The 22929-nt window shown below is 59.7% G+C and carries 21 protein-coding genes; 4 read left to right on the top strand and 17 right to left on the bottom strand.

Annotated elements, in window-relative coordinates:
* Both ED655_RS15705 and ED655_RS05045 read right to left on the bottom strand, forming a co-directional pair.
* The coding region (locus ED655_RS15705) for a hypothetical protein (RefSeq protein ID WP_122049250.1) at window positions 1–317 on the bottom strand (317 nt) is incomplete at its 3' end.
* A gap of 246 nt (window positions 318–563) precedes the next feature.
* Window positions 564–878 carry a DMT family transporter gene (locus ED655_RS05045; RefSeq protein ID WP_122049215.1) on the bottom strand — a complete coding sequence of 105 codons (315 nt, stop codon included), beginning with the start codon at window positions 876–878 and terminating at the stop codon, window positions 564–566.
* Between the two features lie 250 nt (window positions 879–1128).
* Between ED655_RS05045 and ED655_RS05040 the strand changes: the two genes are divergently transcribed.
* Window positions 1129–2190 (top strand): oxidoreductase, encoded by a 1062-nt coding sequence (locus ED655_RS05040; RefSeq protein ID WP_122049214.1) that lies wholly within the window; start codon window positions 1129–1131, stop codon window positions 2188–2190.
* 56 nt (window positions 2191–2246) lie between these two features.
* Here ED655_RS05040 and ED655_RS05035 read toward each other — a convergent pair whose 3' ends face one another.
* The 4 genes from ED655_RS05035 to ED655_RS05020 all read right to left on the bottom strand — a co-directional run bounded on the left by ED655_RS05035 (window position 2247) and on the right by ED655_RS05020 (window position 8029).
* Window positions 2247–3773 carry a glycoside hydrolase family 32 protein gene (locus ED655_RS05035; RefSeq protein WP_122049213.1) on the bottom strand — a complete coding sequence of 509 codons (1527 nt, stop codon included), beginning with the start codon at window positions 3771–3773 and terminating at the stop codon, window positions 2247–2249.
* Window positions 3774–3965: 192 nt separating this feature from the next.
* Entirely contained in the window at window positions 3966–5444 is a 1479-nt protein-coding gene (locus ED655_RS05030; protein ID WP_122049212.1) for a DUF2252 domain-containing protein, read from the bottom strand.
* A 101-nt stretch (window positions 5445–5545) separates the two neighbouring features.
* Entirely contained in the window at window positions 5546–6784 is a 1239-nt protein-coding gene (locus ED655_RS05025; RefSeq protein ID WP_122049211.1) for an SLC13 family permease, read from the bottom strand.
* 12 nt (window positions 6785–6796) lie between these two features.
* Window positions 6797–8029: an MFS transporter gene (locus tag ED655_RS05020; RefSeq protein WP_122049210.1), complete on the bottom strand. Its 1233-nt coding sequence runs from the start codon at window positions 8027–8029 to the stop codon at window positions 6797–6799.
* Between the two features lie 355 nt (window positions 8030–8384).
* On the opposite strand from ED655_RS05020, the gene ED655_RS05015 reads away from it, so the two are divergent.
* Window positions 8385–8663 (top strand): hypothetical protein, encoded by a 279-nt coding sequence (locus ED655_RS05015; protein ID WP_162993392.1) that lies wholly within the window; start codon window positions 8385–8387, stop codon window positions 8661–8663.
* Window positions 8664–8779: 116 nt separating this feature from the next.
* Here the strand turns inward: ED655_RS05015 and ED655_RS05010 are convergent, their stop codons facing one another.
* The 11 genes from ED655_RS05010 to ED655_RS04960 form a co-directional block, all read right to left on the bottom strand.
* Window positions 8780–10108, bottom strand: a complete 1329-nt coding sequence (locus tag ED655_RS05010; RefSeq protein ID WP_122049208.1) for a lipopolysaccharide biosynthesis protein — start codon at window positions 10106–10108, stop codon at window positions 8780–8782.
* A gap of 14 nt (window positions 10109–10122) precedes the next feature.
* Entirely contained in the window at window positions 10123–11310 is a 1188-nt protein-coding gene (locus ED655_RS05005) for a glycosyltransferase (RefSeq protein WP_122049207.1), read from the bottom strand.
* Window positions 11311–11655: 345 nt separating this feature from the next.
* Window positions 11656–11970, bottom strand: a complete 315-nt coding sequence (locus ED655_RS05000; RefSeq protein WP_122049249.1) for a hypothetical protein — start codon at window positions 11968–11970, stop codon at window positions 11656–11658.
* A gap of 124 nt (window positions 11971–12094) precedes the next feature.
* Complete coding sequence (locus ED655_RS04995; protein ID WP_122049206.1) at window positions 12095–13966, bottom strand: potassium transporter Kup; 1872 nt, start codon at window positions 13964–13966, stop codon at window positions 12095–12097.
* Between the two features lie 28 nt (window positions 13967–13994).
* Window positions 13995–14210, bottom strand: a complete 216-nt coding sequence (locus tag ED655_RS04990; RefSeq protein WP_122049205.1) for a hypothetical protein — start codon at window positions 14208–14210, stop codon at window positions 13995–13997.
* A gap of 190 nt (window positions 14211–14400) precedes the next feature.
* Window positions 14401–15831, bottom strand: coding sequence for a helicase HerA domain-containing protein (locus ED655_RS04985; protein WP_122049204.1), 1431 nt, complete (start codon window positions 15829–15831; stop codon window positions 14401–14403).
* A 228-nt stretch (window positions 15832–16059) separates the two neighbouring features.
* Entirely contained in the window at window positions 16060–16614 is a 555-nt protein-coding gene (locus tag ED655_RS04980; RefSeq protein ID WP_122049203.1) for a hypothetical protein, read from the bottom strand.
* 73 nt (window positions 16615–16687) lie between these two features.
* Window positions 16688–17242 (bottom strand): hypothetical protein, encoded by a 555-nt coding sequence (locus ED655_RS04975; protein WP_122049202.1) that lies wholly within the window; start codon window positions 17240–17242, stop codon window positions 16688–16690.
* Window positions 17243–17318: 76 nt separating this feature from the next.
* Complete coding sequence (locus tag ED655_RS04970; RefSeq protein ID WP_122049201.1) at window positions 17319–17873, bottom strand: hypothetical protein; 555 nt, start codon at window positions 17871–17873, stop codon at window positions 17319–17321.
* A gap of 73 nt (window positions 17874–17946) precedes the next feature.
* A complete protein-coding gene (locus ED655_RS04965; protein ID WP_122049200.1) occupies window positions 17947–18501 on the bottom strand; it encodes a hypothetical protein in 555 nt (184 codons plus the stop codon).
* A 255-nt stretch (window positions 18502–18756) separates the two neighbouring features.
* On the bottom strand, window positions 18757–20001 hold the full coding sequence (locus ED655_RS04960) for a TIGR03862 family flavoprotein (RefSeq protein ID WP_122049248.1): 1245 nt from the start codon (window positions 19999–20001) through the stop codon (window positions 18757–18759).
* A gap of 216 nt (window positions 20002–20217) precedes the next feature.
* Here ED655_RS04960 and ED655_RS04955 point away from each other — a divergent pair, with 216 nt between their 5' ends.
* On the top strand, window positions 20218–21702 hold the full coding sequence (locus tag ED655_RS04955; RefSeq protein ID WP_122049199.1) for a mannitol dehydrogenase family protein: 1485 nt from the start codon (window positions 20218–20220) through the stop codon (window positions 21700–21702).
* Window positions 21703–21750: 48 nt separating this feature from the next.
* Window positions 21751–22899: a redoxin family protein gene (locus tag ED655_RS04950; RefSeq protein WP_122049198.1), complete on the top strand. Its 1149-nt coding sequence runs from the start codon at window positions 21751–21753 to the stop codon at window positions 22897–22899.
* The last annotated feature ends 30 nt before the right edge of the window (window positions 22900–22929 follow it).

Raw genomic sequence — 22929 nt, 5'->3', positions numbered from 1 at the left:
GGGGGCGGGCATCCATGCGGGGGATGGTGCCAGCGCTGCCCGTCTCCTGGTGGTGGCCCACGATCATCATCCGGCGGCGGAGGCGGATGTCCGTCATCTCCTCCCGGAGGTCCCCTTCCGTCCCGTGGTGGAGGCGGGGGACGTTTGCAACGCTGTCCCTGCCCGTCCTCCGGCCCGGCGGATGAGGTGGCGCCATAACCGGGCGAGGCCGTATAGACCTGCCCGTTATAGACCGTATTGCTCTGCGCAAGCGCCGCAGAAACCGACCCGGCTGAAACGAGCACAAGCAATGCGGATGTCGTGATCCGGAGTATCATGAAAGGGCGTGATCCGTCTGGCGATTGTCCTGCTCATTCTATGGCAGGGCGCTTCATACCGGACGAGGAACGAAGCGAAAGGGAATGTAACCGCCCCATGTTTGCTCGCAGTTCATCGGGGTACGGGATGCGCGATGACCTGAACGATCTTTGCGAGCTTGCAAGGGCGGAACGCGATCGACCCGGACCGCACCCCCTTCGCAGCTCACGCCCAGGCTGGAGGGCCAAGCAATGAAAAGCCGCCTCTCACGCGGCCCATTTCATCAGGAGCAGGCCAGCGAGAATGAGAAGGGCCGCAATGCAGCGCAGAGGACTACCAGCCTCGCCAAAAAGCATAATCCCGATGATGAATGCCCCGATCGCGCCGATACCGGTCCAGATCATATAGGCAGTACCCAAAGGCAGGCTCTTCATCGCCCAGCCGAGAAGCCCGACACTCACCACCATGCCAATGACCGTGGCAAGGCTTGGCCAGAGGCGCGTGAAGCCCTCGGACTGCTTCATGGCCGCAGCCCAGAAAATTTCGCACATACCGGCAAGAAAAAGCGCAATCCACGCCATGACGGACCTCCAGAAACGGGTTTCGCCGGGCCGTCCCGGTCTTGAAGCTCGCATGGAGGCAGGAACGTCGTCGCTGCTGGGGTCATCATAATCTGGCTGGAGACAGAGTTCAAATCGGCACGACGGGACAACTTGCGTCGCGCCATGGCGATTAACTCACCGAGACAGCCGGCGGCCTATCGAGATTTCAGTCGCTTGGCCGTATGCCGGAACCGAAAAAAGATCGAACACATAACGGGAGGAAATTCTCATGGCAGCACGCATCACGCAGGCGGCACTGGTCGGATATGGTTACGTGAGCCGTGTTTTCCATGCCCCTTTCATCGACTCCCTGCCCGAATGGAACCTTTATGGCATCGTGTCGAGCCGGGCCGATGAGGTCCGCGCAGACCACCCTGACTGCCGCGTCTATGACGATCCGCAGGCCGCTTTTGCCGATCCGGCGATTGATCTGGTGGTGATCGCCACCCCCAATGATACGCATTTCCCGCTTGCTTGTGCTGCCCTGGCTGCGGGCAAACACGTCCTGCTGGAAAAGCCCTTCGCCCTGTCGCTCGATGAGGCGCGACAGATTATCGCAACGGCAGAAAATCATGGGCGCGAACTCTGCGTCTTTCACAACCGCCGGTGGGACAGTGATTTCCTGACAATCCGCGCCGCATTGGCGCAGGGTGTCATTGGCCAGGTCCGTCATTTTGAATCGACCATCGACCGGTTCCGCCCTCAGGTGAGGGATCGCTGGCGCGAGGGGAAAGGCGCTGGTGCGGGTGTCCTGTTCGATATCGGTCCGCATCTTGTTGATCAGGCACTTCAGATTTTTGGTCTGCCCGAGCAGGTTCAGGCCTCCATCGCCCTCCAGCGTGACGGCGCCCTCAGTGATGACTGGGCTCATATCATTCTGGAATATGGCCCGACACGGGTCATCCTCCATACGGGTTCACTGGCGGCCGGCGGGGCCGTCCGCTTTCGTGTGCATGGCACGGGCGGCACCCTGATCAAGACACTTGGCGACCCACAGGAAGGGCAGCTCCGTGCGGGGCTGAAGCCGGGCGATAATGACTGGGGACAGGACCCGGATCGCCTGCAGATCCACACCGATGAAACGAGCTTTCATGAAACCGACGCCCTGGCGGGTGACCAGCGCGAATTATATCGCCGCCTTGCAAAGGCCTTGTCAGGCGAGGGCACAAACCCGATCAGGCCAGTCGAAGCGCTCGCCGTCATGGCGGTGATCGAGGCAGCGGCCCAGTCGGCTCGGGAGAAACGGGCTGTTCCCCTCCCCCTAACGGAGGAGGAGAAAGCAGCTTACTGACCGCTCAGGGGCGTTCTGTAGAAGCAGGGGGCGGCAAGACTACTCCCTGCGGGACTTCAGAGCGTCGCTCGGCACATCGTCTTGTCGAGCGTATGGATCTCGAGCGTCTCGATCGTGAACCCTGTTCCCTCGGTCACAAGACGCAGGCGGTCAAGCGGTCTGGCCGGGTAAACGAGCGCCGTCGCCGTTTCCAGATACTCATTGGCATAGAGTTCGAAGGCGCAGCCATCGAGAAACAGATGCAGGTCAACGCTGCGGGCATCAGGGTAATAGGCCGTATTGACTGGCGCGGCGAAACGCCCCGTGAAGAACGGATGATCGAACCCGCGCAGCTTGCTGCGATCCAGCCAGATCTGCGTTGATGGCACGTCATAACCAATCGACAGCTTCTCGCCTTCTTCATTGGCGAAAGCCAGTTCGAAGCGATTGATCACAGGGCCATTCTGACCCGGTTCAGTCTGGCGATATTCATCGGCGGTCAGGCGAATGACAATCTCAATGGCCTTGCCTACCGGGAGAGGGATTTCCCGGCGTGTTGACACGGCAAGATAACGGTTCGCCTCGCTCAGAAGCGGGAGACGAAGTTTTTCCACGCCGCGTGGCTTCTGCACCAGGCGCGGATAGCCATTAGTGTCCTGTATGATGGTCATGCTGCGCGGCAGTGACATCGCGCCACGCCAATCCTGCGTCGGGAGCTCCTGACAGTACTGCCAGTTCCCCATCCAGGCGATATTGACCGCCTCGGAATCCGGCATGTCACTCCACACCTGCAGGGCATAGGCATCCTTGGCGAAATCGGTCAGGCGGAGGATCGCATCGCAGGGTGTAAACACCGCACCATCGAAATCACCGATAAAGTACTGCGTGACACTGCCCCCCATCGGGCTGCCCGGATTGATCGAGACAAACAGCACCCAGCGCATGGTGCCGGTCTCGTCCCTCACCTGGATGAGGTTGGGACATTCATAATTGACGGTCGGCAGTCCTGCAGGGCCAAAATGGCTGAGATGCGTCCAGTGGATCAGGTCATTCGAGGCATAAAAACCGATGCGATGATGATCGACCTCGGCAATGACCATTACCCATTTCTGCGTGGGCTCGTGAAAGATCACCTGGGGGTCGCGAAAATTCGGGCTGCCAATGTCGAGAACGGGATTACCCGCATATTCCTCAAAGCTCTGGCCGTTATTGTCACTGATTGCGAGATACTGGCTCTGTCGTGTCGGCAGGGAGCGCGTGTAGAGCGCTGCGATGTTCGTGCCATGAGCATTGGCAAACAGGCCCGACCGATTGTCACGATCAAGCACGGCACAACCCGTATAGGCCTGGCCGTCAACCGTATCAGGCACAGCGATTGGCTGGTCTTTCCAGCTCAGCAGATCCGTGCTCGTGGCATGGCCCCAGCAGATATTGGCTGAATACGCGGCGTCGGGGTTATGCTGGTAATAAAGATGATATTGCGTGCCATCGAAAACGAGCCCGTTCGGATCGTTCATGAAGCCCGTGGGAGGCGTGAAATGAACTGAGGGTCGATACAGCTTGCCCGCCAGAGCGACGGAACATTCGGTTTTCCGGTCAGTCATGTTTTTCCAAGATCTTGTTGAAGATTATTTATGAAAACAGCCCCTTTTTGGTCAGGGACGAAATATAGATAGTGGCAAAATGCCAATATGTCAATAATTCATGAATTAGCCGAACCTTGTTACCAGGCCAGCCAACGGGGCGGCGCGGTGTTTCCGCCCCTCTTGCTCTGCCTTTGACCGACGGTCAAAGGGCTACGATGCGCTTCTGCCTCGCCCCGCACGCCGCTTGGTGCCCTGCCCCGCACCCCGGCTCTTTTTCCGGTCTTTCGTTTCGCCAGTTACGCTAAGCCGGCCCGCATCGATCGCTGCGTTGAAGTCTTCCCAGTCCTTGCGCGTCTGGCCGGCGTAAGCCTCGGCAAAATCGGCTATCGCTTCGGCAAAGCTGTCGCTGCTGCCCAGATAACCCGCAATCTCCGCCACATCGCCCGATCGCGCATGAGCACGTGCCAGCGCCCTGCCGCACAAGGCGGCATAATCATCCAGCCCTTCCTGCGCCACATCTGCGCCAATAGCGGCAAGACGGCTATCCTTGAGGCGTCGGACATAGAACTGCCTGTTCGAGCCATCAGGCGCATGATTCGAGCGCTTGGTGTTCGTTGTATGGGTCCAGCCGAGGAACCTGTCTGAAGAAGCCTGCATCAGGCGCTGGCCCTCCACCACGCGTTGCCCCTGATTGTCGTAGTGAGGCCCCCCGCAATAAGCCGCGAGCACTGATTCCTGCGCCTCCTTGATCTGCAGCAGCAGGGTTTCGCCATCGGCCGTGGCAAACAGGCCAATCGCGCAATAAGTGCCGACGCTTCCCACCCCTACAACCTTGAACAGCACATCCTTCAGCCGGTACCGCGCCAGCAGCACAGCGCGTTCAGGGGGCTGGGTGGCGATGTAACGTGCGAAGGCCTGGTGGATGGTCTCGTCCTCGTCAGGCAGACGCACCACCAGCGGCGGTTTGACACGCAGGCTGGGTGTGTCCTTGTCGAATGAGACCAGACCGAAATGGTTGCGCGCGCTCTCCAGCCGTGCCTCCAGACGCTCACGCACACCCTTGCGTGTATGCTTGTCGGAAAAATCGGCTATGGCGGCTGCAAGATCAATCCGGTCGGACCAGATTTCCAACGGGCTCATTGGCGCGAGACGCGTCATCTCATCCTGATAGGTGCGCACCGCCAGAAAAGCGTTATGCCGCGCCTGACTGTCAGCCGCCCCTGCCTCCCCGCTTGCAAGAACCAACGACGTTGCAAGGCGCTTAATGTCCCACTCGAACGGGGCAGGACAGGTCTCGTCAAAATCATTGATGTCAAAAACGGCTATACCATCAGCCGAGGCGTAGGCCCCGAAATTGGCCATATGGCAGTCACCACAGCTTTGCACATACGGGCCGCTGGCGACGGTATGGGCCAGATCGGCGGCCATGACGATGGCGCTCCCTCGCATGAAGGCAAACGGAGACGCACGCATACGCTCATAACGGATTGGCAGCAGGTTCTGGATACGGCTCTCACCCTGCCTGACAAGCAGATCGACCGGGTCGACCCGATTTGAAGGCGGCTCCCATGCGGCGTGGGCGCTGCGGGGTACGGTTTTTCGCAGGCCCTGCCCCGCCTCGTGACGGGCATCGCGTGTCTCGAAAATGGATGTAGCGATGGAAGCGGGCGGTTGCGGAAGTTCAGCCATGCGAAAATCAGCCTCGTATCGGTCGGGAGGTCCCCAGTCTTCCAGATGACATCCAATGATACAATCCGCCTCTCACGCTACCGGGGGCGAAACATTCGCGCTCAGATCATCAGAACAAGCAAAGCGGCAATCAGGGCGGGTACGGTCAGCGCCATGCCAAAGCGCATGAAGCGCCCATAGTTCATTTCAAGATCGTGCTTGCGCAGGATAATCAGCCAGAGCACCGTTGCCAGAGATCCGCTCAGTGTCATGTTCGGCCCCAGATCCACACCAATCAACAACGCATCCTGAAAGGCGCTCCCATGGGATGAGAGCATCGGAGCAAGCTGGGCGGCCATCAGGCCCGAGGGCAGGTTGTTGATGATATTGCTCAGAATGGCCATGCCAAAGCCCGTCACCATGACGGCCTCAGTGCCGTGACCACAAGCGAGAATGAGCCGAACGAGCGACGCGATAACACCACTTTGCTCAACGGCTGCAACAAGCACGAAGAGACTGGCAACCAGCGGAAAAACCGACCAGGAAATCTCGCTGAGCCCGGGCAGAGGAGACTGGCGGCGGCACAGCGTTACCACGGCATAAAGCGCCACCCCTCCCGCAGCTGTGGCCCAGCCCAGCGAACCATGCATGAACGAAACGAGGGTCAGCAGCAGCGTGATGACAAACAGGGCCAGCGCACTGAAACGCGCCGTCGCATCCAGCTCCGGCAGCGGCTCCGACTGGTCGAACTCCACCTTAATCCTGTGTCGCATCATCCAGAAAAGCATCACAAAGCTGATCCCGATCGCCATACAGGATGGCGCGAGGAAACGCCCCAGCCAGGGCACGAGGCCTGGGGGAGCTCCTCCGTAAAGCACGAGATTGGCCGGATTGCTGATTGGAAGGAGAAAGCTCGCCGCATTGGCGACAAAGGCGCAGGCCAGAAGCGAGGGATAAGGATCGATCCTGGCCTTGCTGGCAACCGCAATGACGGGCGGTGTCAGCAAAATGATCGTGGCATCGTTGGAGAGAAAGGCCGTTGTGACGATTGCAACATTAAAGATGATCAGGAACAGTCTTTGTCCGGAATTTCGCGCCCGGCTCAGCGCAAAGGCCGCCAGCCAGTCGAACAGCTTTTCCTGCCGTGCCACTTCGCTCAGCAGCATCATGCCCAGCAGGAACAGATACACTTCCTTGCCCGAGGCGATTGCCCGGCCAACATCTGGCCAGGCAAGAATCCCTGCAAGCGGCAGGGTTATGGCGGCGAGTGACGTCCAGAGCGCCTCGGGCAATTGCCACGGCCGCAGCAGTAATCCCGCTACAGCGAAAAGACAGGCCCCCCACAGGATAAGCGCCTCCATGGCGGTTGTTCCTCAGGCTGCCACGGCAGCAGGGACGCCCTGCTCATCCGGGTCACGTGTTTCGGGCATGAGCGTCAGGAAAAATACCAGCGCCATTACAGCAATGACCGTGAGGGAGAGAAAGCCGGCGTGATAACCTTCGAGCTGCACGATGTATCCGCCGACGAGATTGCTCAGCCCACCACCGATGCCGACGCTCAGCGCCACCATGCCCTGGAGGAAGTTGAACCGCCCCGTTCCATGCGTCAGATCAGCCGCGATGATGATGGCGATCACGCCGAAGATACCGGCCGCGATACCATCCAGCACCTGAATGGCAATGATGGCCCCCGGCGCGTCGAACCACGTGAACAGTAAGCCGCGTATCGGCAGGATGGCATAAGCAAGCAGGAAGATGGGCTTACGCCCGATGCCTCGCGCCATTGCACGCCCAACCCCCCAGGCCACGAGCATCATGACGAACTGAGCGACGATCACGCAGGCGCTCAACGTAACGGTTTCGGAACCCGGATGGCTTTTGGCCATGACCTGACCGGCAAAAGGCAGCATGGCGGCATTGCCCAGGTGAAACAGCACGATGGAGCAAAGAAACACCCAGACGGGACGTTGGCTTACGAGAGAGCCGATGGAGACAGGCGGTTCGTTTGAGTCATCCTCGCTGCCACGCGCAACCTTCTGGTCAATCTCACCCGGTCGTATGAGCAGAAGCGCCAGAGCACTGGCCAGAGCAGAGCCGCAAACCAGATAGAAAATCCAGTTCAGCCCCCAGTATTGTCCGCAGAGCCCGGCCAGCGCCGCTGAGGCGAAGGAACCGAAATGGTTGATACCCTGGTTGCGACTGATACGACCGGGCAAGCGGCGACGTCCCACAAGCCCCAGTGAAATGGCGGCAAGCGCTGGCGGTATGACCGCGGCAGCCGCCCCCATCATGATCTGCGCTGCCAGAACAGGGGCCATGCCGGGTACCGCGATGATCAGGATGCAGCTCAGGGCCGTGATCACCGCAGAAATTGCCACGAGGGCACGTTTATAGCGGATCGAGTCCACCATCAGCCCCGCAGGGATCTGGCAAAGTGCTGTGGCGAGCCCTGTCATGGCCATGGCAACGCCAATCGGCCCCGCCTGCCAGTGTCGTGCACTGGCGAGATAGACGGTCAGGTATGGACCGACGCCGTCCTGCACATCAGCCAGAAAAAAGTTGGTTGCATCCAGCCCGGCCCGACTGCTGGCCGAAGGACCCCGCATCGTCCCGGCCTCTGCCGACGCCCTGTCCGCCTGTGCCTCTTTCACGTCTTCAATACCACCATTATAAAAGTAATAAATGAACTGGTCTTGCGATTAACAGTACTGAGCCATTAGATTGCCAGCCGTGAACTGCCAAGCGTCCGAGAGAGCCGGTCAGGATCGTTCACCCGGCATTGCCTCTCTCTGACGGCTTGTCCGCCAGTGGCAAGGTGCTTCATCATGTCTGTCAGATCATCGCGAAGGTAAAACATCCTGCGTGAACGGTCGCCCCTGCGAGATGTTCCAAACATGCCTTGGGGCGTTTCGCGACTGCTGCCAACTCCCCGGATAGAACGCATGTACGAGGGAGAAAGTCGTGAAATCCACCATCGCAAGATCGCTCTTCGACCTGCACATAATACGGCCGGTCTCATGGCTGATGTGCCTTGCCTTTATGTCGGTCGGGCTGATGCGCTGCTTCTGGTCCTCGCATGTCGGATTATTCGTCTTCCCCGATCATCACTGGGCATTCGGTATCGTGCGCGATATCGCAGGGGGACACGAATATGGCGGCGCGTCGATCACCCCTGTGTGCCTTGGCATCGCGGCTCTGCTGTTTCTGGTACTGGACAGATCGGAAGGAGCCCGTCGATAGAGGTTGAGTGGGTATAAGACACTCAACCGTAGACGCGGCCGCATCATGCTCCAGCGTTCCAACGCCCCCTCGGTAAACCCGTCACGGATCTGCCGAGCGCTCAGGTAACGGCTCCCTCAGACCACGCCGTAACGTTCAGCCCAGCGCGGAGAGATCCAGCGCGCGGCAAGGAACAGGCAGAGGGCGAAAATCATCACTGAGCACGCCACGCTGGCCAGAGCCGCCCCTGTCACACCGATGACTGACATGAGCCCCGCCAGCACGACAAAATAGAGCACCATGACGGCAAGCCGATATTTCAGGATGATTGCAAGCCGCCCCATAACGGTCAGCAATGTCTCAAGCGGAATGATGCACACCTCAAGCAGGGCGCTGCATACCATGAGAAGAATGATGAGGCGCTCATGGGCAAAACTGTCATGCAGCATGAGATGCAGGATCGCCTTGCCCCCGAACAGCGCCACAAACACCGCCAGTATCGAGAACCCGATAATCACCAGCGCCAGGCGTCGCGTGACATGGCGCAAGGCCTGCCAGTTCTGGCTGTCGCGAAACCGCACGAATTCCGGGTACAGGCTTGGGATCATCATCTGGGCAGGTTTGGCCAGACCATCGCATATCTGCTTGGTCACACGATAGATCGCAACATCACGCGCGCCGAGCACGGCACCGATGATGAGCGTACCACCCTGTCGGAACACGGCGTCCAGGATCTGATTGACGCTGACCCTGATGGTGAAGCCCCAGATGCCAACAATATCGGCGGCACAGAAAAGACAGGAGAAGAACCCGATATCCCGCCCCATATGACGGCGCAGAAGGATAAACCCACCAAGGCTCGTCACGACGAACAAAGCTGCCTGATGCAGGAACCAGACGAACAGGAAGAACTCCAGCGAGGCATGAAGCAGATAGCCGATCAGATAGCCGATCGTACGAACACAGGTCGAAACGAAATCGAACAGGGCTGCCAGCCCGAAACGGTTGCTGAGCCGGATCAGCCCCGTGGACCACCCCGTATTCATGAAGGCGACCGTGAGCATCATCCATGAGGCATCACGCTTGACCGCGTCCGACCAGCCCAGAAAATGCGTGCCCGCCACGGCAATCACAATCAGACCGCCAACCAGCCCTGCCAGACCGCTGAGCATGTCCGAGCGCATGCAATAGCCCAGTATGGGCATGAAACGCCTGCGATCCCGTGCCTCATATGACGCAGCGCCATAATGCAGCAGCGTTTGCCATGACTGAAGATGTGTCATGTCTGAAATGAGCATGACGAAGGTGGTGATCAGAAGCAGCACACCGAAGGTTTTCAGACCCAGCGTGTGCGCAGCCCATGCCACATAGGCGAAACTGCACAGCGCATTGATGATGCGGCTGGAAACCAGAAAGCCAGTATTGCTGAAGATGCGGTGCAGCGCCGAGCGTTGTTCAGAACCCATGATCAGGCAAAAGATTACGCGCGGGCCGTTTTGTCAAAGACTCGCCCAGCCGCCCCCGGACCGACAGGTCGTCGGGGCCGCGCCAGAGCAAGGAAAAGCCTGCCCCCATGCGAAACGTGAAAGTGGTCTACCAGACGCGCAAGTTCCTCATGGGGCGTGGGAGCCTCATCAAGCACATCCGCCAAGGCCTCGGCCAGTGCGGCATCATCACGCGTGGGCACGATCCGCCCGGCTGCGCGTGTGGCAATAAGTGCCTCGGCCGCCGGGGTACAATCTGTCGATACCACCTGGCGCCCCGCAGCAAGGGCCTCGATCAGGACCGCACCGAAACTCTCGCAATGAGATGTCAGGGCGAAAAGCCTCGCCTCTTCGAGATGGGCACGTATGGAGGGCACATAACCGGTGAGGGTTACCCTGTCGGCAAGGTCGAGCTGGGTAATCAGGGCTTCCAGCGTATCGCGCTCCTCTCCCTCGCCGCAGATCACAAGCTGCGCCTGTGGATGGCGGTCGAGGACGCGACGAAACGCCCGTATCAAGCCATCAAACCCCTTGATGGCGGTAAGGCGTCCGGCCGCAAGGATCGTCTTGTTTCCGGCGGGGACAGGCAGCGGCGGTGCCTCATCCCACAAGGCAGGGAGTGGCACCACATCAACCTGGGTACCCCGCAATATTCCGCGCGTCTGCTGCGCAAGGCTGTCGCTCATCGTCGTGACGCGGTCCGCACAGCGCAGCAAGGCTCGCATACGCCGATCGTAGCGTGCCTGAGCCGCAGGAGAACGACCTTCACGACAGACAGGTGAACTCACCTGCGCAACAATGGCAGGGCGCTTGCCCCGCGTGAGGGTGGCAAGCAATGGGATAACCGGCCAATGGCTGTTTCCCGGAACATAAACGAGATCGAACGCAAAGCGTGCAGAACGATGACGGGCGCACCACGCGAGAGCCCATACCAGAGCCCCATCATTCAGACGCCTAGTGATCGCAAAATCCACAATCGCCACGTTCCGCGCGACGAGGCCACGCAGAGGCCCGGTTCCACGCCCCACCATGATGACGACTTCCAGACCACAGGACGCCCAGAAATTGGCGAGCCCGACTGCAACACGCTCGCTCCCGCCAAGGCGGAAATCACGCAGGACAATACCGATGCGCGAGAGAGGCTGCTGTGTCGGCGGAAGCCGGAATGGCAAGGTGACAGACATGACGAGCTGGTTAATCCGCAGTGCTTGGATGATCAGCCCTGATTGTCATAGTTTGACACAAGATACAATACGTTACTTTAAAGTTACCGATTTATTAGCGCTCTTGGCCTGCACCAAGTCTTACTAAAGCACGAAGCCTCGCCATTACACCGTTTCAGGCGCAATAACGAGGCTAAGGACTTGTCATGAATGCAACATTTGATCGCGATTTGCGACTTCACGTGCTCTGTTCAACTTCCCCTGCCACCTGGAAGCAAACATATAAGGTCGACGCGAGAGACGATCTTGTTGACACCAGATGGCATCACTCCCCCTTCTGGTCGGAGGTGCACTCAAGAGGCGTTTTCAATTCTTCGGCGGCGGAGCGTCAGACGGGGCGGATTTTCCTGGCTGCGTCGAGTGTTCGACATCGTAAGCCGTAGCCTTCTCCTCATAGCTGCCCTTGGCGCCCGGATGCTCCTTGTCATAAGCCGCTGCCTTCTCCTTGGCTTCCTTGCGGTATTCATGACGGCGATACATTCCCGTCGCGCATCCGCCCACAGCACCCAGCACGCCGTGATTGACCAGATGGCCGCCTACGGCACCTGCCGCGCCATATTTCAGGCAGCCACCCGGCTCTGCCATAGCCTGCGGAAGCGTGATGATGAGGCTTGCTGCCATGAGCGTGCAGCCGAGAAGATGACGCATGGTATAATTCCTTCCAGTCTGGCCCCGTCGCATTACTGACATCGGGGCGAGGTGAGCGTAACGCCCTTCATCACTGAAGGGTCGCAAACATGTCAGGTCAGATCTCGACCTGATGGCCAATCTCGATCAGTCGTTCGCGTGGCAGGGTGAAGCGGTCAGAGGCCCGCACAGCGTTGCGATAGAGAAAACCGAAAAGGATACGACGCGGCGAGACCATTTTGGGTGTCTTGAGGTCAGGCACCACATCGTCATCACCAGCAAAGAAAACGACCGTGTCGAGATCGAGACCACAGCCCGCCTCCTTAGCCTGACCCAGCACGTAATAGAGGTTCGGTATCTCCACAAAACCGAAGCTGACATTCACGGTCCAGATACCGTGGCCGACATCCTTGACCGACATGCGCTCATCGGCGGGCACACGGGGCACCGTATCGAATTTCACGTTCAGGATAACGACGTGTTCGGGCAGGCAATGGAAATCGGCAACGTGGCGCATCACGATAGGTGGCAGGGCCGTCTCGTAACGCGAGAGGAATACGGCCGCACCTGGCGTGCGGATCAGCTCTCCGTCACGCAGCTTCTGCAGCACCTTGTCTGAACGCTCACCCAGGGGAGAAAGGCCAGCACGCAGCAGGGTGATACCGCGACGCCAGGTGGTCATGATCACATAGATGAACAAGCCGATCAGAAGGGGCACATAACCGCCTTTGTCGATCTTGAGCAGATTGGCGACGAAGAACGCAACGTCGACCACCGAGAAGCACAGCGCGATCGGCAGGGCCTTCCAGAGTGGCCATGACCAGCGTTCGCGCATGACATCGAAAATGAGCAGGGTCGTCATGAGCATGGTGGTGGAAACTGCCGTGCCATAGGCGCCGGACAGGGCATCCGAACTCTTGAAGCTGAGCGCGATAAGCAGCGTGACGATCATCAGTGCCCAGTTCACCACGGACACATAGATCTGCCCGTATTCCTCATCCGAAGTCTGGCGGATGTTGAGGCTCGGAAACCAGCCAAGCTGCATGGCCTGACGCGTGAGCGTAAAGGCGCCGGTGATGATGGCCTGGCTGGCGATGATCGTGGCGAAGGTCGCCAGAATGACCATGGGCAGCACGAGACCATGCGGCATGGAAGCAAAGAACGGATTATCCTTCACCTGCGGATGGCTGACCAGAAAAGCCGTCTGCCCGGCATAGCTCAGCACCAGCATGGGCAGCACGATCACCGCGAGGGCAAGGCGCACGCTGGGCCGGCCCACATGGCTCATATCGGCATAGAGCGCTTCGGCACCCGTCACCGAGAGGAAAACCGCCCCCAGGATGATCAGGCTGTTCGCGCCGTGCTCATACAGAAACCGCAAACCGTAAAGGGGGTTGAGCCCCACCAGCACGGAGGGATCATGCAGCAGGGAGGAGAGACCAATCCCACCAAGGGCCAGAAACCAGACCAGCATGATCGGGCCGAACACGGCACTGATACGCGCTGTACCGAGTGGCTGTATGGCGAAGATGCCAAACAGGATGACGGTGGCGATGGGCAGTATGTAAGGCTGGAGCGATTTCGTCACCACGCCAATGCCCTCTATGGCGCTGAGCACCGAAATGGCCGGGGTAATGGCGCCGTCACCGTAAAGCAGCGCTGCGCCGAACAGCCCGGCTGCGGCGAGCAACGTGCCGCGTGCATACCAGTGTTTGCCGAACGAGCCGCCAACAAGCGAGAACAGGGCGAGGATACCGCCCTCACCCCGGTTATCCGCCCGCATGACCACGGTCGCGTATTTGACCGCAACCACCATGATCATCGTCCAGACAAGCAGGGAGAAACCACCAAGCAAGGTCACTCGGTCGGTCGAGCCTGTGTCGTTCAGGACGGTCTGGAGGGTGTAGAGTGGACTGGTGCCGATATCACCAAAAACGATGCCAAGGGCTGCCAGCGCGCCTGGCAGCACCTTTCTGTGTTCTTCGGCCATACGGCTCCCCGTGCAAGAGACCCCGCGATCACTCGTGGCGAGGCGCGTCGGAGTCCAGAAGTTTGACGTCGATGATCATCGCGCCCGAGAAATACATGGGCTTGACGAGATGCTTGAGAATGTAGTGCCCGTCGCCCCCCTGGATATGTACTGGCACGGTGATGTCGTAGCCGGAGAGACGGGCATCGTAGGTTGCATCCGCACCATTAAGGGCCACGAGGGCGATCAGTTCATCGTTTGTCATAATTTTATCCAGAACCTTTCAGGGCCGGTTACAAATCGGGTTCCCTGATCAAACGATACCGTGCACCGCCCGGTTGCAGCCCGCGCCCGCTTAGGTGGAATACGATTTTGTCATCCGACGCGGGACGCTCCCCTCGTCTTGTCACATTGGCATCCCGCACCCGCTGGGGCGGTGCCCTGCTGTTACGCCCTCAGCCGGTCTGCCAGCCATGCCCGATGAAGGCGACGCGCCGGCCCACTGGCATGTCCTGCACCACGATGATCTGGCGTTCCTCCAGATAGGCGAGCTGCCGACGCGCCCTGCCGAGCGAATGCGTGCCATAGGCCTCGGCTATGGCCTCATCACCGGGGCACGGCGCCCCGTCCAGGGCGGCACGTGCTAGAAGCAGCACGACACCCTGTACGTCTTCAGGCACGGCCCGGGCTATATCGAGCGCCTGCTGCCAGGTCTCTTCCTGCGCCTGCTCGAAGCTCGCCCCTGAGCGCACACTCGCAAGCAGCAGGCGGAACGCGCCGAGATCCAGCACATTGCGGTTGAGCCGCTCAATGCGGGCGCGCAGCTGGAAATCCTGATAGAGCGTGGCCAGCGGGCGATAGGCCGAATCCGTCTCGGCAATCACCGCCTCGACCAGACGCCAGAGCAGTTCCGGCGCAGCATCGATTTCCGGCGCGACTTCCTCGACCGGCGCTGCGGCCGAATAGGCGTCAAGCTGCGCGAGCAGATCGGGCGCAGGCGTACGCCGCTCACGCGGGCGGGGCGTCGCTTCCACCACAGGTTCAAGAATGAGGCTGTAATTATCCTCGGCGGGACGTGCTTCGAACGGGGTCAGAACCGGCCCTGTCGCATGGCTGGCCGTCTCGACCGTGCCGATCGTGACCATGAGCGGCCTGCGGCTCAGCGCGGGGCCGAGCGCCATGAACTGCCCGCGCGCCAGATCACGAAACCCCTCTGCCGTGCGGCGCTCCATCCCCAGGAGATCGGCCGCGCGAAGCATGTCGATATCAAGGAAGGTGCGGCCCATCAGGAAATTGGAGGCCTCGGCCGCCACGTTCTTGGCGAGCTTCGCCAGACGCTGCGTCGCGATCACCCCGGCCAGACCACGCTTTCGGCCACGACACATGAGGTTGGTCATTGCCCCAAGGGACAGGCGCCGCGCCTCATCGGAGGTGTCACCACTCGCGACAGGGGCAAAAAGCTGCGCCTCATCCACGACCACCAGCACCGGATACCAGTGCGCGCGCGGTGCCTCGAACATGCCGTTGAGGAACGACCCTGCCGCCCGAAGCTGCATTTCTGCCTCGACCGATTCCAGATTGAGCACCACCGATGCCCTGTGGGCACGCGCGCGCTCACCGGCAGCGCGGAGTGTGGCCTCTGTCTGTTCCGACGCATCAATCACGAGGTGGCCGTATTTATCGGCCAGTGTCACGAAATCACCCTCGGGATCGACGATAACCTGCTGGACAAGCGTTGCCGTCTGTTCAAGCAGACGACGCAGCAGATGCGACTTTCCCGAACCCGAATTGCCCTGCACCAGCAGGCGGGTTGCAAGAAGTTCTGTCAGGTCCAGCTGGACATCCGCGCCGTCGCGGCCACGACCCATGGTAATCGATACGCTCATGGGGGTCTCCCTAGCGCAACTCGCCTCCAAAGTCAGCCATTCGCCGAGGCATGAAGGAGGGTTTTCAAGACCCCCGAGGCACCACGAATTCGCACTGACCCGGGTTCGGGACTCAACGATCAAAGAAAGAGGATCTGACTCACGCTCTGCCACATCGCGCCCGTCATGTGCCGGCCGGAAGCAAGACCTCCATCAGCTATACTGGTCCTTGCCTGAAGTCTGTACCGTTCACGCGTAATTGGGCTGACAACGATCCAGAGCCTGCACCGCGACCTCGCCGAATTCGAGATCGCTCAGATTGATCGAGGCGTGAAAGACCTTGCCGAAATTCTCATTGGTCCCCCAGGCGGAATGATGCGCACCGCTTCCACGAGAAGCGACCATTTCGACCTGATCCTCTTTGTCCTCCGGCCACCTTACGAAGACCATTGCCGATTTTGACATGGCAGTCAGGATATCCTTGAAACCAAATTCCTCCTGGATACGCAGCCAGAACTCATAAGACTTCTGGTTTGACTCGTCCTTTGCTGGGCGAGAGAGTTCACTCGGAATCGGCGTAGGCAAATGCGCTCCGAAATCCTCGCTGCTATACAGCGCCTTTTTGAGATTGGCCCCGATCCATTCCGTCGTGACCTGTTTGCGAGGAATGAAAATCGACCAGCCGGAGCGGGAGAAATGACCTCCTCCCCAGCGTTCCATGCAGATCACCGCAACATATTTTCTGGTGCGGATGACCTGGACACGACGGGTGGGGATCTGCCAGGAAGGAATGACGGTGCTCATGCGATGTCTGCAATCCTGAAATCGATGGTTTTACTGCCCGCAAAGTCAGCCGCAACGCGGATCTTCGCGCGTTTCACGCGTAATTCGGCTGGCAACGATCCAGAGCCTGCACCGCGACCTCGCCGAATTCGAGATCGCTCAAATTGATCGAGGCGTGAAAGACCTTGCCGAAATTCTCATTGGTACCCCAGGCGGAAAAGCCACCGCCGCGACCACGCGTTGCGAGGATCCGCACCTGATCACCCTGGTCTTCGGGCCAATCGATATAGATGCCAGCCGATTTGGACATGGTCGTTAGGTTATCCTTGAAGCCGAAGTCCTGCTGGATACGCAACCAGAACCCACGAGATTTAGCGTTTGATTCTGGCTTCATCGTGTCAAAGGGTTCGTCCGGAATAGGTCGAGGCAAGTGAGCACCGAAATCTTCGCTGCTATACAGCGCCTTCTTGAGATTGGCGCCGATCCATTCCGTCGTGACCTGTTTGCGAGGGATGAACGTCGACCAGCCAGAGCGGGAGAAATAACTTCCTCCCCAACGCTCTGTGCAGATCACGGCCACATATTTTCTGGTGCGGATGACCTCAGCTCGACGGGTAGGAATCTGCCAAGAGGGAATGACGGTGCTCATGCGATGTCAGCAATCCTGAAATCAATGGTTTTGGAGCTTGTTTGAGGGTCAGCCGCAACGCAGATCTTCGCGCGTTTCACGCGTAATTCGGCTGGCAACGATCCAGAGCCTGCACCGCGACCTCGCCGAATTCGAGATCGCTCAAATTGATCGAGGCGTGAAAGACCTTGCCGAAATTCTCATTGGTACCCCAGGCGGAAAAGCCACCGCCGCGACCACGCGTTGCGACGATCCGCACCCGATCACCCTGGTCTTCGGGCCAGTCCATATAGATGCCGGCGGATTTGGACATGGCGGTCAGAATATCCTTGAAGCCGAATTCCTGCTGGATGCGCAACCAGAATTTATGCGACTTCCAGTCTGATTCGTCATATGCGGGCTTTGAGATTTCACTGGGGATCGGCCGAGGCAAGTAAGCCCCGAAATCCTCGCTGCTATACAGGGCCTTTTTAAGGTTCTCTCCGATCCAATTCGTCGTGGCCTGTTTGCGGGGAATGAAGGTGGACCAGCCGGAGCGAGAGAAGTGACTCCCGCTCCAACGTTCCTCGCAAATCACGGCTACATATTTTCTGGTGCGGATGACCTGGGCACGACGGGTGGGGATCTGCCAGGAAGGAATAACGGTGCTCATGCGATATCTGCAATCCTGAAATCGATGGTTTTACTGCCCGCAAAGTCAGCCGCAACGCGGATCTTCGCGCGTTTCACGCGTAATTCGGCTGGCAACGATCCAGAGCCTGCACCGCGACCTCGCCGAATTCGAGATCGCTCAAATTGATCGAGGCATGAAAGACCTTGCCGAAATTCTCATTGGTGGCCCAGGCGGAATGGCCCGCGCCCCTACCGCGAGAAGAAAGCATTTCGACCTGATCCTCTTTGTCCTCAGGCCAGTCTACAAAAACCATTGCCGATTTTGACATGGCACTCAGAAGGTCCTTGAAGCCGAACTCCTGCTGGATACGTAGCCAGAACTCATTAAATTGGGCTCCCGATTCCGGCTCCATGGAATCAAAGGGTTCATCCGGGATAGGCCTAGGTAAGCGAGCCCCGAAATCTTCACTGCTATACAGCGCCTTCTTGAGATTGGCCCCGATCCATTCCATCGTGACCTGTTTGCGGGGAATGAAGGTGGACCAGCCAGAGCGTGAGAAGTAACTTCCCCCCCAGCGTTCCATGCAGATTACGGCTACATATTTTCTGGTGCGGATGAGCCGGGCACGACGGGTGGGGATCTGCCAAGAAGGAATGACGGTGCTCATGCGATGTCCTGCTTCGGTGATTCGATATCCGCAATTCCAAAATCGATGGTTTTACCGCCCGTCGAGTCAGCCTCCACCCACCCCCTGGCAATCTTGAGAGTCTTTGGCGCTTAGCGAAGTATCAGAGCGTTCAGGTTATCATCGGATAGCATCACGGAAATTGCACGTGGTGAACGGGTCACATTATGGAGCGAGTCAGAAGACAATTCGTCCCATGCGATTACCGCCATTCTCGGACCAGAATGTGCGCAGACTCTATGGTCCCGCCTCCAGCCACGACAGTACCCCATCGCCTGCCGCCCGACCGGTGGCGAAACAGGCCTGAAGCAGATAGCCGCCCGTTGGCGCTTCCCAGTCCAGCATCTCTCCCGCCACGAACACGCCGGGCCGCGCCTTGAGCATCAGCGCCTGATTCACGGCATCGCGCCGCACACCGCCCGATGTGGAAATGGCCCGGTCGAGGGCATCCGTGCCGCTCAGCCCCAACGGACAGGATTTGATGAGCGCGGCCAGCCCGTCAGCGGCCCCTTCCCCCTGATTTTCAACGCAGGACCCTGCGGGTTGCACCCGATTTTCGAGCGCCTCGCGCAGCAGCCACCGGGCGGGTGCGGAAAGGCCAAGGCGACGCAGCCTGTTCGCCTGGCTCTCCCGCGCACGGAATTTGTCCAGACGCTGGGTGAGTGCGTCACGGGTCAGGCCGGGGCGGAAATCGATCCTGATGTCGAGCGGCACCCTCTCCGCCAGCGCGTCGCGCCATGCTGCCGACACGCGATAGACTGGTGCCCCTTCGATGCCGCGCTGCGTGATGGTCACATCACCCCGTGCCTGCACGCCCGCCCCACTGATGACGACCGAATGGAGCACCTCACCGTGGAAGCGCTCGTGAAAGGCCGCAGGACAGCATGTCTGAAAGCCGCAATTGGCTGGCTGGAGCGGGGCAACGCTCTCGGGGGGCAGGTACTCAACCCATCCGCCATCACTCCCCAGACGAGACCATGATGCACCACCCAGGGCCAGAACAACAGCGTCCGGGGAGGCACTGGCCACGCCTTCAGGCGTGGAAAATTGCAACCGTCCCTGTGCGTCCCATCCGGTCCAGCGGTGGCGCAAAGCAAGCCGCACGTTTTGCGCTGCCAGACGCCCGAGCCACGCCCGCAAGAGCGGTGAGGCCTTCATGGCATGAGGAAAAACGCGACCGCTGCTGCCCGTAAAACAGCTCTGCCCCAGCCCGTCGGCCCAATCGCGCAGCGCCTGCGGAGGAAAGCGCTCGATGAACGGCGCGAGCCATGCCTCTGCTGCACCATAGCGCGTCCGGAACACGGAAAGATCTTCGGCATGGGTGAGGTTCAGCCCGCTGCGCCCGGCCATCAGGAATTTACGGGCCGGGCTTGGCATATGGTCATAGACCACCACATCGTGCCCGGCCGCCGAAATCCGCTCGGCGGCGGCAAGTCCGGCCGGGCCCGCGCCAATTACGGCAATCGTTTTCCTGTTCGTCATCGGGGCGGTGTAATCCTCCTCACCAAATAGTGCCATAGACAGTCCGTTTTATCGCTTGAGGGATATCAGGGAACCGCCACATCATCCGGCGCGCTGCACTACAGATTGCGTGGCCGAACGAGGCCATGCCCGGACTGTTCCGGCATTTTTCCATCCGGGGCAGGACGACCCCAACGCCATTGTTGTGATCGCGAAAGATCACACCCAGGATAGCTCATGATTGCTCTTTCCACAGCAACTCTCCCGGCCCTCCCCTCCAGTGTCGAGACCTTCTCCTATGATCGCGACGCCCTGACAGCCGGGATCGTGCATCTGAGCGTGGGCAATTTCCACCGCGCTCATCAGCTTTGGTACATGGACAAGCTTCTGCACGAACCGGGCAACAGCCATTGGGCCTTCTGCGGCGTCGGGCTGATTGATGACGCCACCGAACGCCTCAAGCTGGAGGCCTTTCCGGCGCAGAACGACCTGTACACACTGACGCGCTATGCCCCTGACGGAAAGACCCGCCATCAGGTGATCGGCAGCATGATCGCCTATCTTTTCGCCCCGGCCGACCCTGAGGCCGTTCTGGCCCGCATTGCTGCTCCTACGACGCGCATCGTCTCCATGACCATCACGGAAGGCGGCTATAATCAGGATCACGCCACAGGTGCCTACCGTCTGGAAGCCCCTCTGACCCAGCGTGAACTGGCCGATCCGGCCCGACCGGAATCGGCTTTTGGCTTTATTGTCGAAGGGCTGCGCCGTCGCCGTGAGGCGGGCATTGCGCCCTTCACCGTGCTATCCTGCGATAACCTGCGCGATAATGGCGTGGTGACGCGCCGTTCCGTTCTGGCCCATGCCGAGGCGCTCGACCCCGATCTGGCGGCCTGGATCGCCCAGGAGGTGTCATTTCCGAGTTCGATGGTCGATCGCATCACGCCAGCCGTGCTCAAGGAAGACGCCGAGCGGGTCAATGCGGAATGTGGGGTGATTGACCAGCTGCCCGTGATCTCGGAAGAATTCGCGCAATGGGTCATTGAGGATCATTTCGTCAACGGGCGCCCCGAACTCGAAAAGGTCGGCGCGCAGCTCGTCCCTGACGTGCATCCCTACGAGCTGGCCAAGGTGCGTATGCTCAATGCCTCCCACTCCATGCTGGCCTATCCCGGCCAGCTTGCCGGGCTCGACACCGTGCGCGATGCGATCACCGATCCGGGCATCCATGCTCTTGTCGATCGCTTCATGACGCTGGACGTCATCCCGCATCTTACCGCGCCTGCCGGTATGTCCCTGCCCGATTATCGTGACCTGATCGTGGCCCGTTTCAGCAATCCGGCCGTGGGCGACAGGCTGGCCCGCATCACGGGTGATGGCGGCAGCAAACTGCCCGTCTTTCTTGCGCCGACATGGAACGTGCTGATTGAAAAAGGGGCTGACATACAGCGCATCGCCTTCGTGCTGGCCTGCTTCATTCGCTACCTGCACGGCCGTACCGATGCCGGCGCTCGCTTTGAGCCGTTCGAACCCGCCATGAGCGACACCCAGCGCGAGCGGGCCCTGTCATGGGAGAGCGTTTTCAGCATGACGGTGTTCGAGAGCTTCACCCTGAGCGAAGCGCATCGCAGCCTGATACGTGAAATGGCAGAGAGAATGGAACAGAAAGGAACCCCCGCCGTTCTCGCTGAACTTCTCGCAGCGACGGGTTCCGGCGACTGACCTGACAGGCCCCGGAAGCACGTTGCCCCTGCCCGAAAAGGCCTGTTCATGGCTCAGCGCGCTTCCGGTTCTTTCCATCCTCTCTCAATCCAGCCTGCCATTGCGCCGCGCAAAGCAGCCCGGTTCCGGTTCGGGTCGGCCCTGCCACCTGTCCCCCACCTTGCGAAGATGCGTCTCGCCCTGGGCGGCTTATGCTTCGCCCTGGCGTTCGGGGGGGCCATTACAGGGGCAAAAGCGGCTCCGCTCGACTCATTGAGTGGCGCCACCAACTGGCTGAACTCTGCGCCGCTCACGGCGCAGGCGCTTAAGGGCAAGGTGGTTCTGGTCGATTTCTGGACCTATTCCTGCATCAACTGCCTGCGCGAAATGCCTTATGTCGAGGCCTGGGCCAATAAATACAAACCCTACGGGCTTGTCGTGATTGGCGTCCATGCGCCCGAATTTGCCTTCGAGAAAAACCTCGAAAACATCGAGAAAGCGGTCGCGCGCTTCCACATCACCTTCCCGGTAGCCGTCGATAACGACCGCGCCATCTGGAACGGCTTCAACAACGAATACTGGCCTGCCGCCTATTTCGTTGAAGGAGATGGCAAGATACAGGCCCATCATTTCGGAGAAGGTGATTACGACCGCTCCGAACATCAGATTCAGGCCATGCTGCGTGATAATGGCGCGAAGAACGTGCCAGATGACCTCGTTCATCCTGTGGGAACGGGCGAGCAATCCGAAGCCGATCTCTCTGCTATCGGCTCCCCCGAAACCTATATTGGCTATGAGCGCGCCAGTCATTTCATCTCGACCGGGGGCGCCGTTCAGGACTCACCCAATGACTATGTCATTGAAAACAGCCCCGCCCTCAACGAATGGGGCCTGAGCGGGAACTGGACGATCGGGCCTGAAGCCGCCCGCCTTAACAAGACGGGTGGTTCAATTACCTTTCGCTTCCATGCGCGCGACCTGCACCTTGTGCTTGGTCCAGCGAAAGACGACAAACCCGTCAGGTTTCGTGTCACCCTCGATGGCCAGCCCCCGGGTGCCATGCACGGAACAGATTGCGATGCCGACGGCATGGGAACGGTGAGCGGCCAGCGTCTCTATCAGCTCATTCGCCAGGGTGAGAACAACGTGGGCGACCATCTGTTTCGCATCGAGTTTCTGTCACCCGGTGTCGAGGCATTCTCCTTCACCTTCGGCTGACCTGCAAAAAACGCCCCGCGCTTCGGCCGG

This window comes from Asaia bogorensis, from assembly GCF_900465345.1.
GTDB classification, from domain to species: domain Bacteria; phylum Pseudomonadota; class Alphaproteobacteria; order Acetobacterales; family Acetobacteraceae; genus Asaia; species Asaia bogorensis_A.
This window is presented reverse-complemented; position numbering and strand designations above follow the sequence as displayed.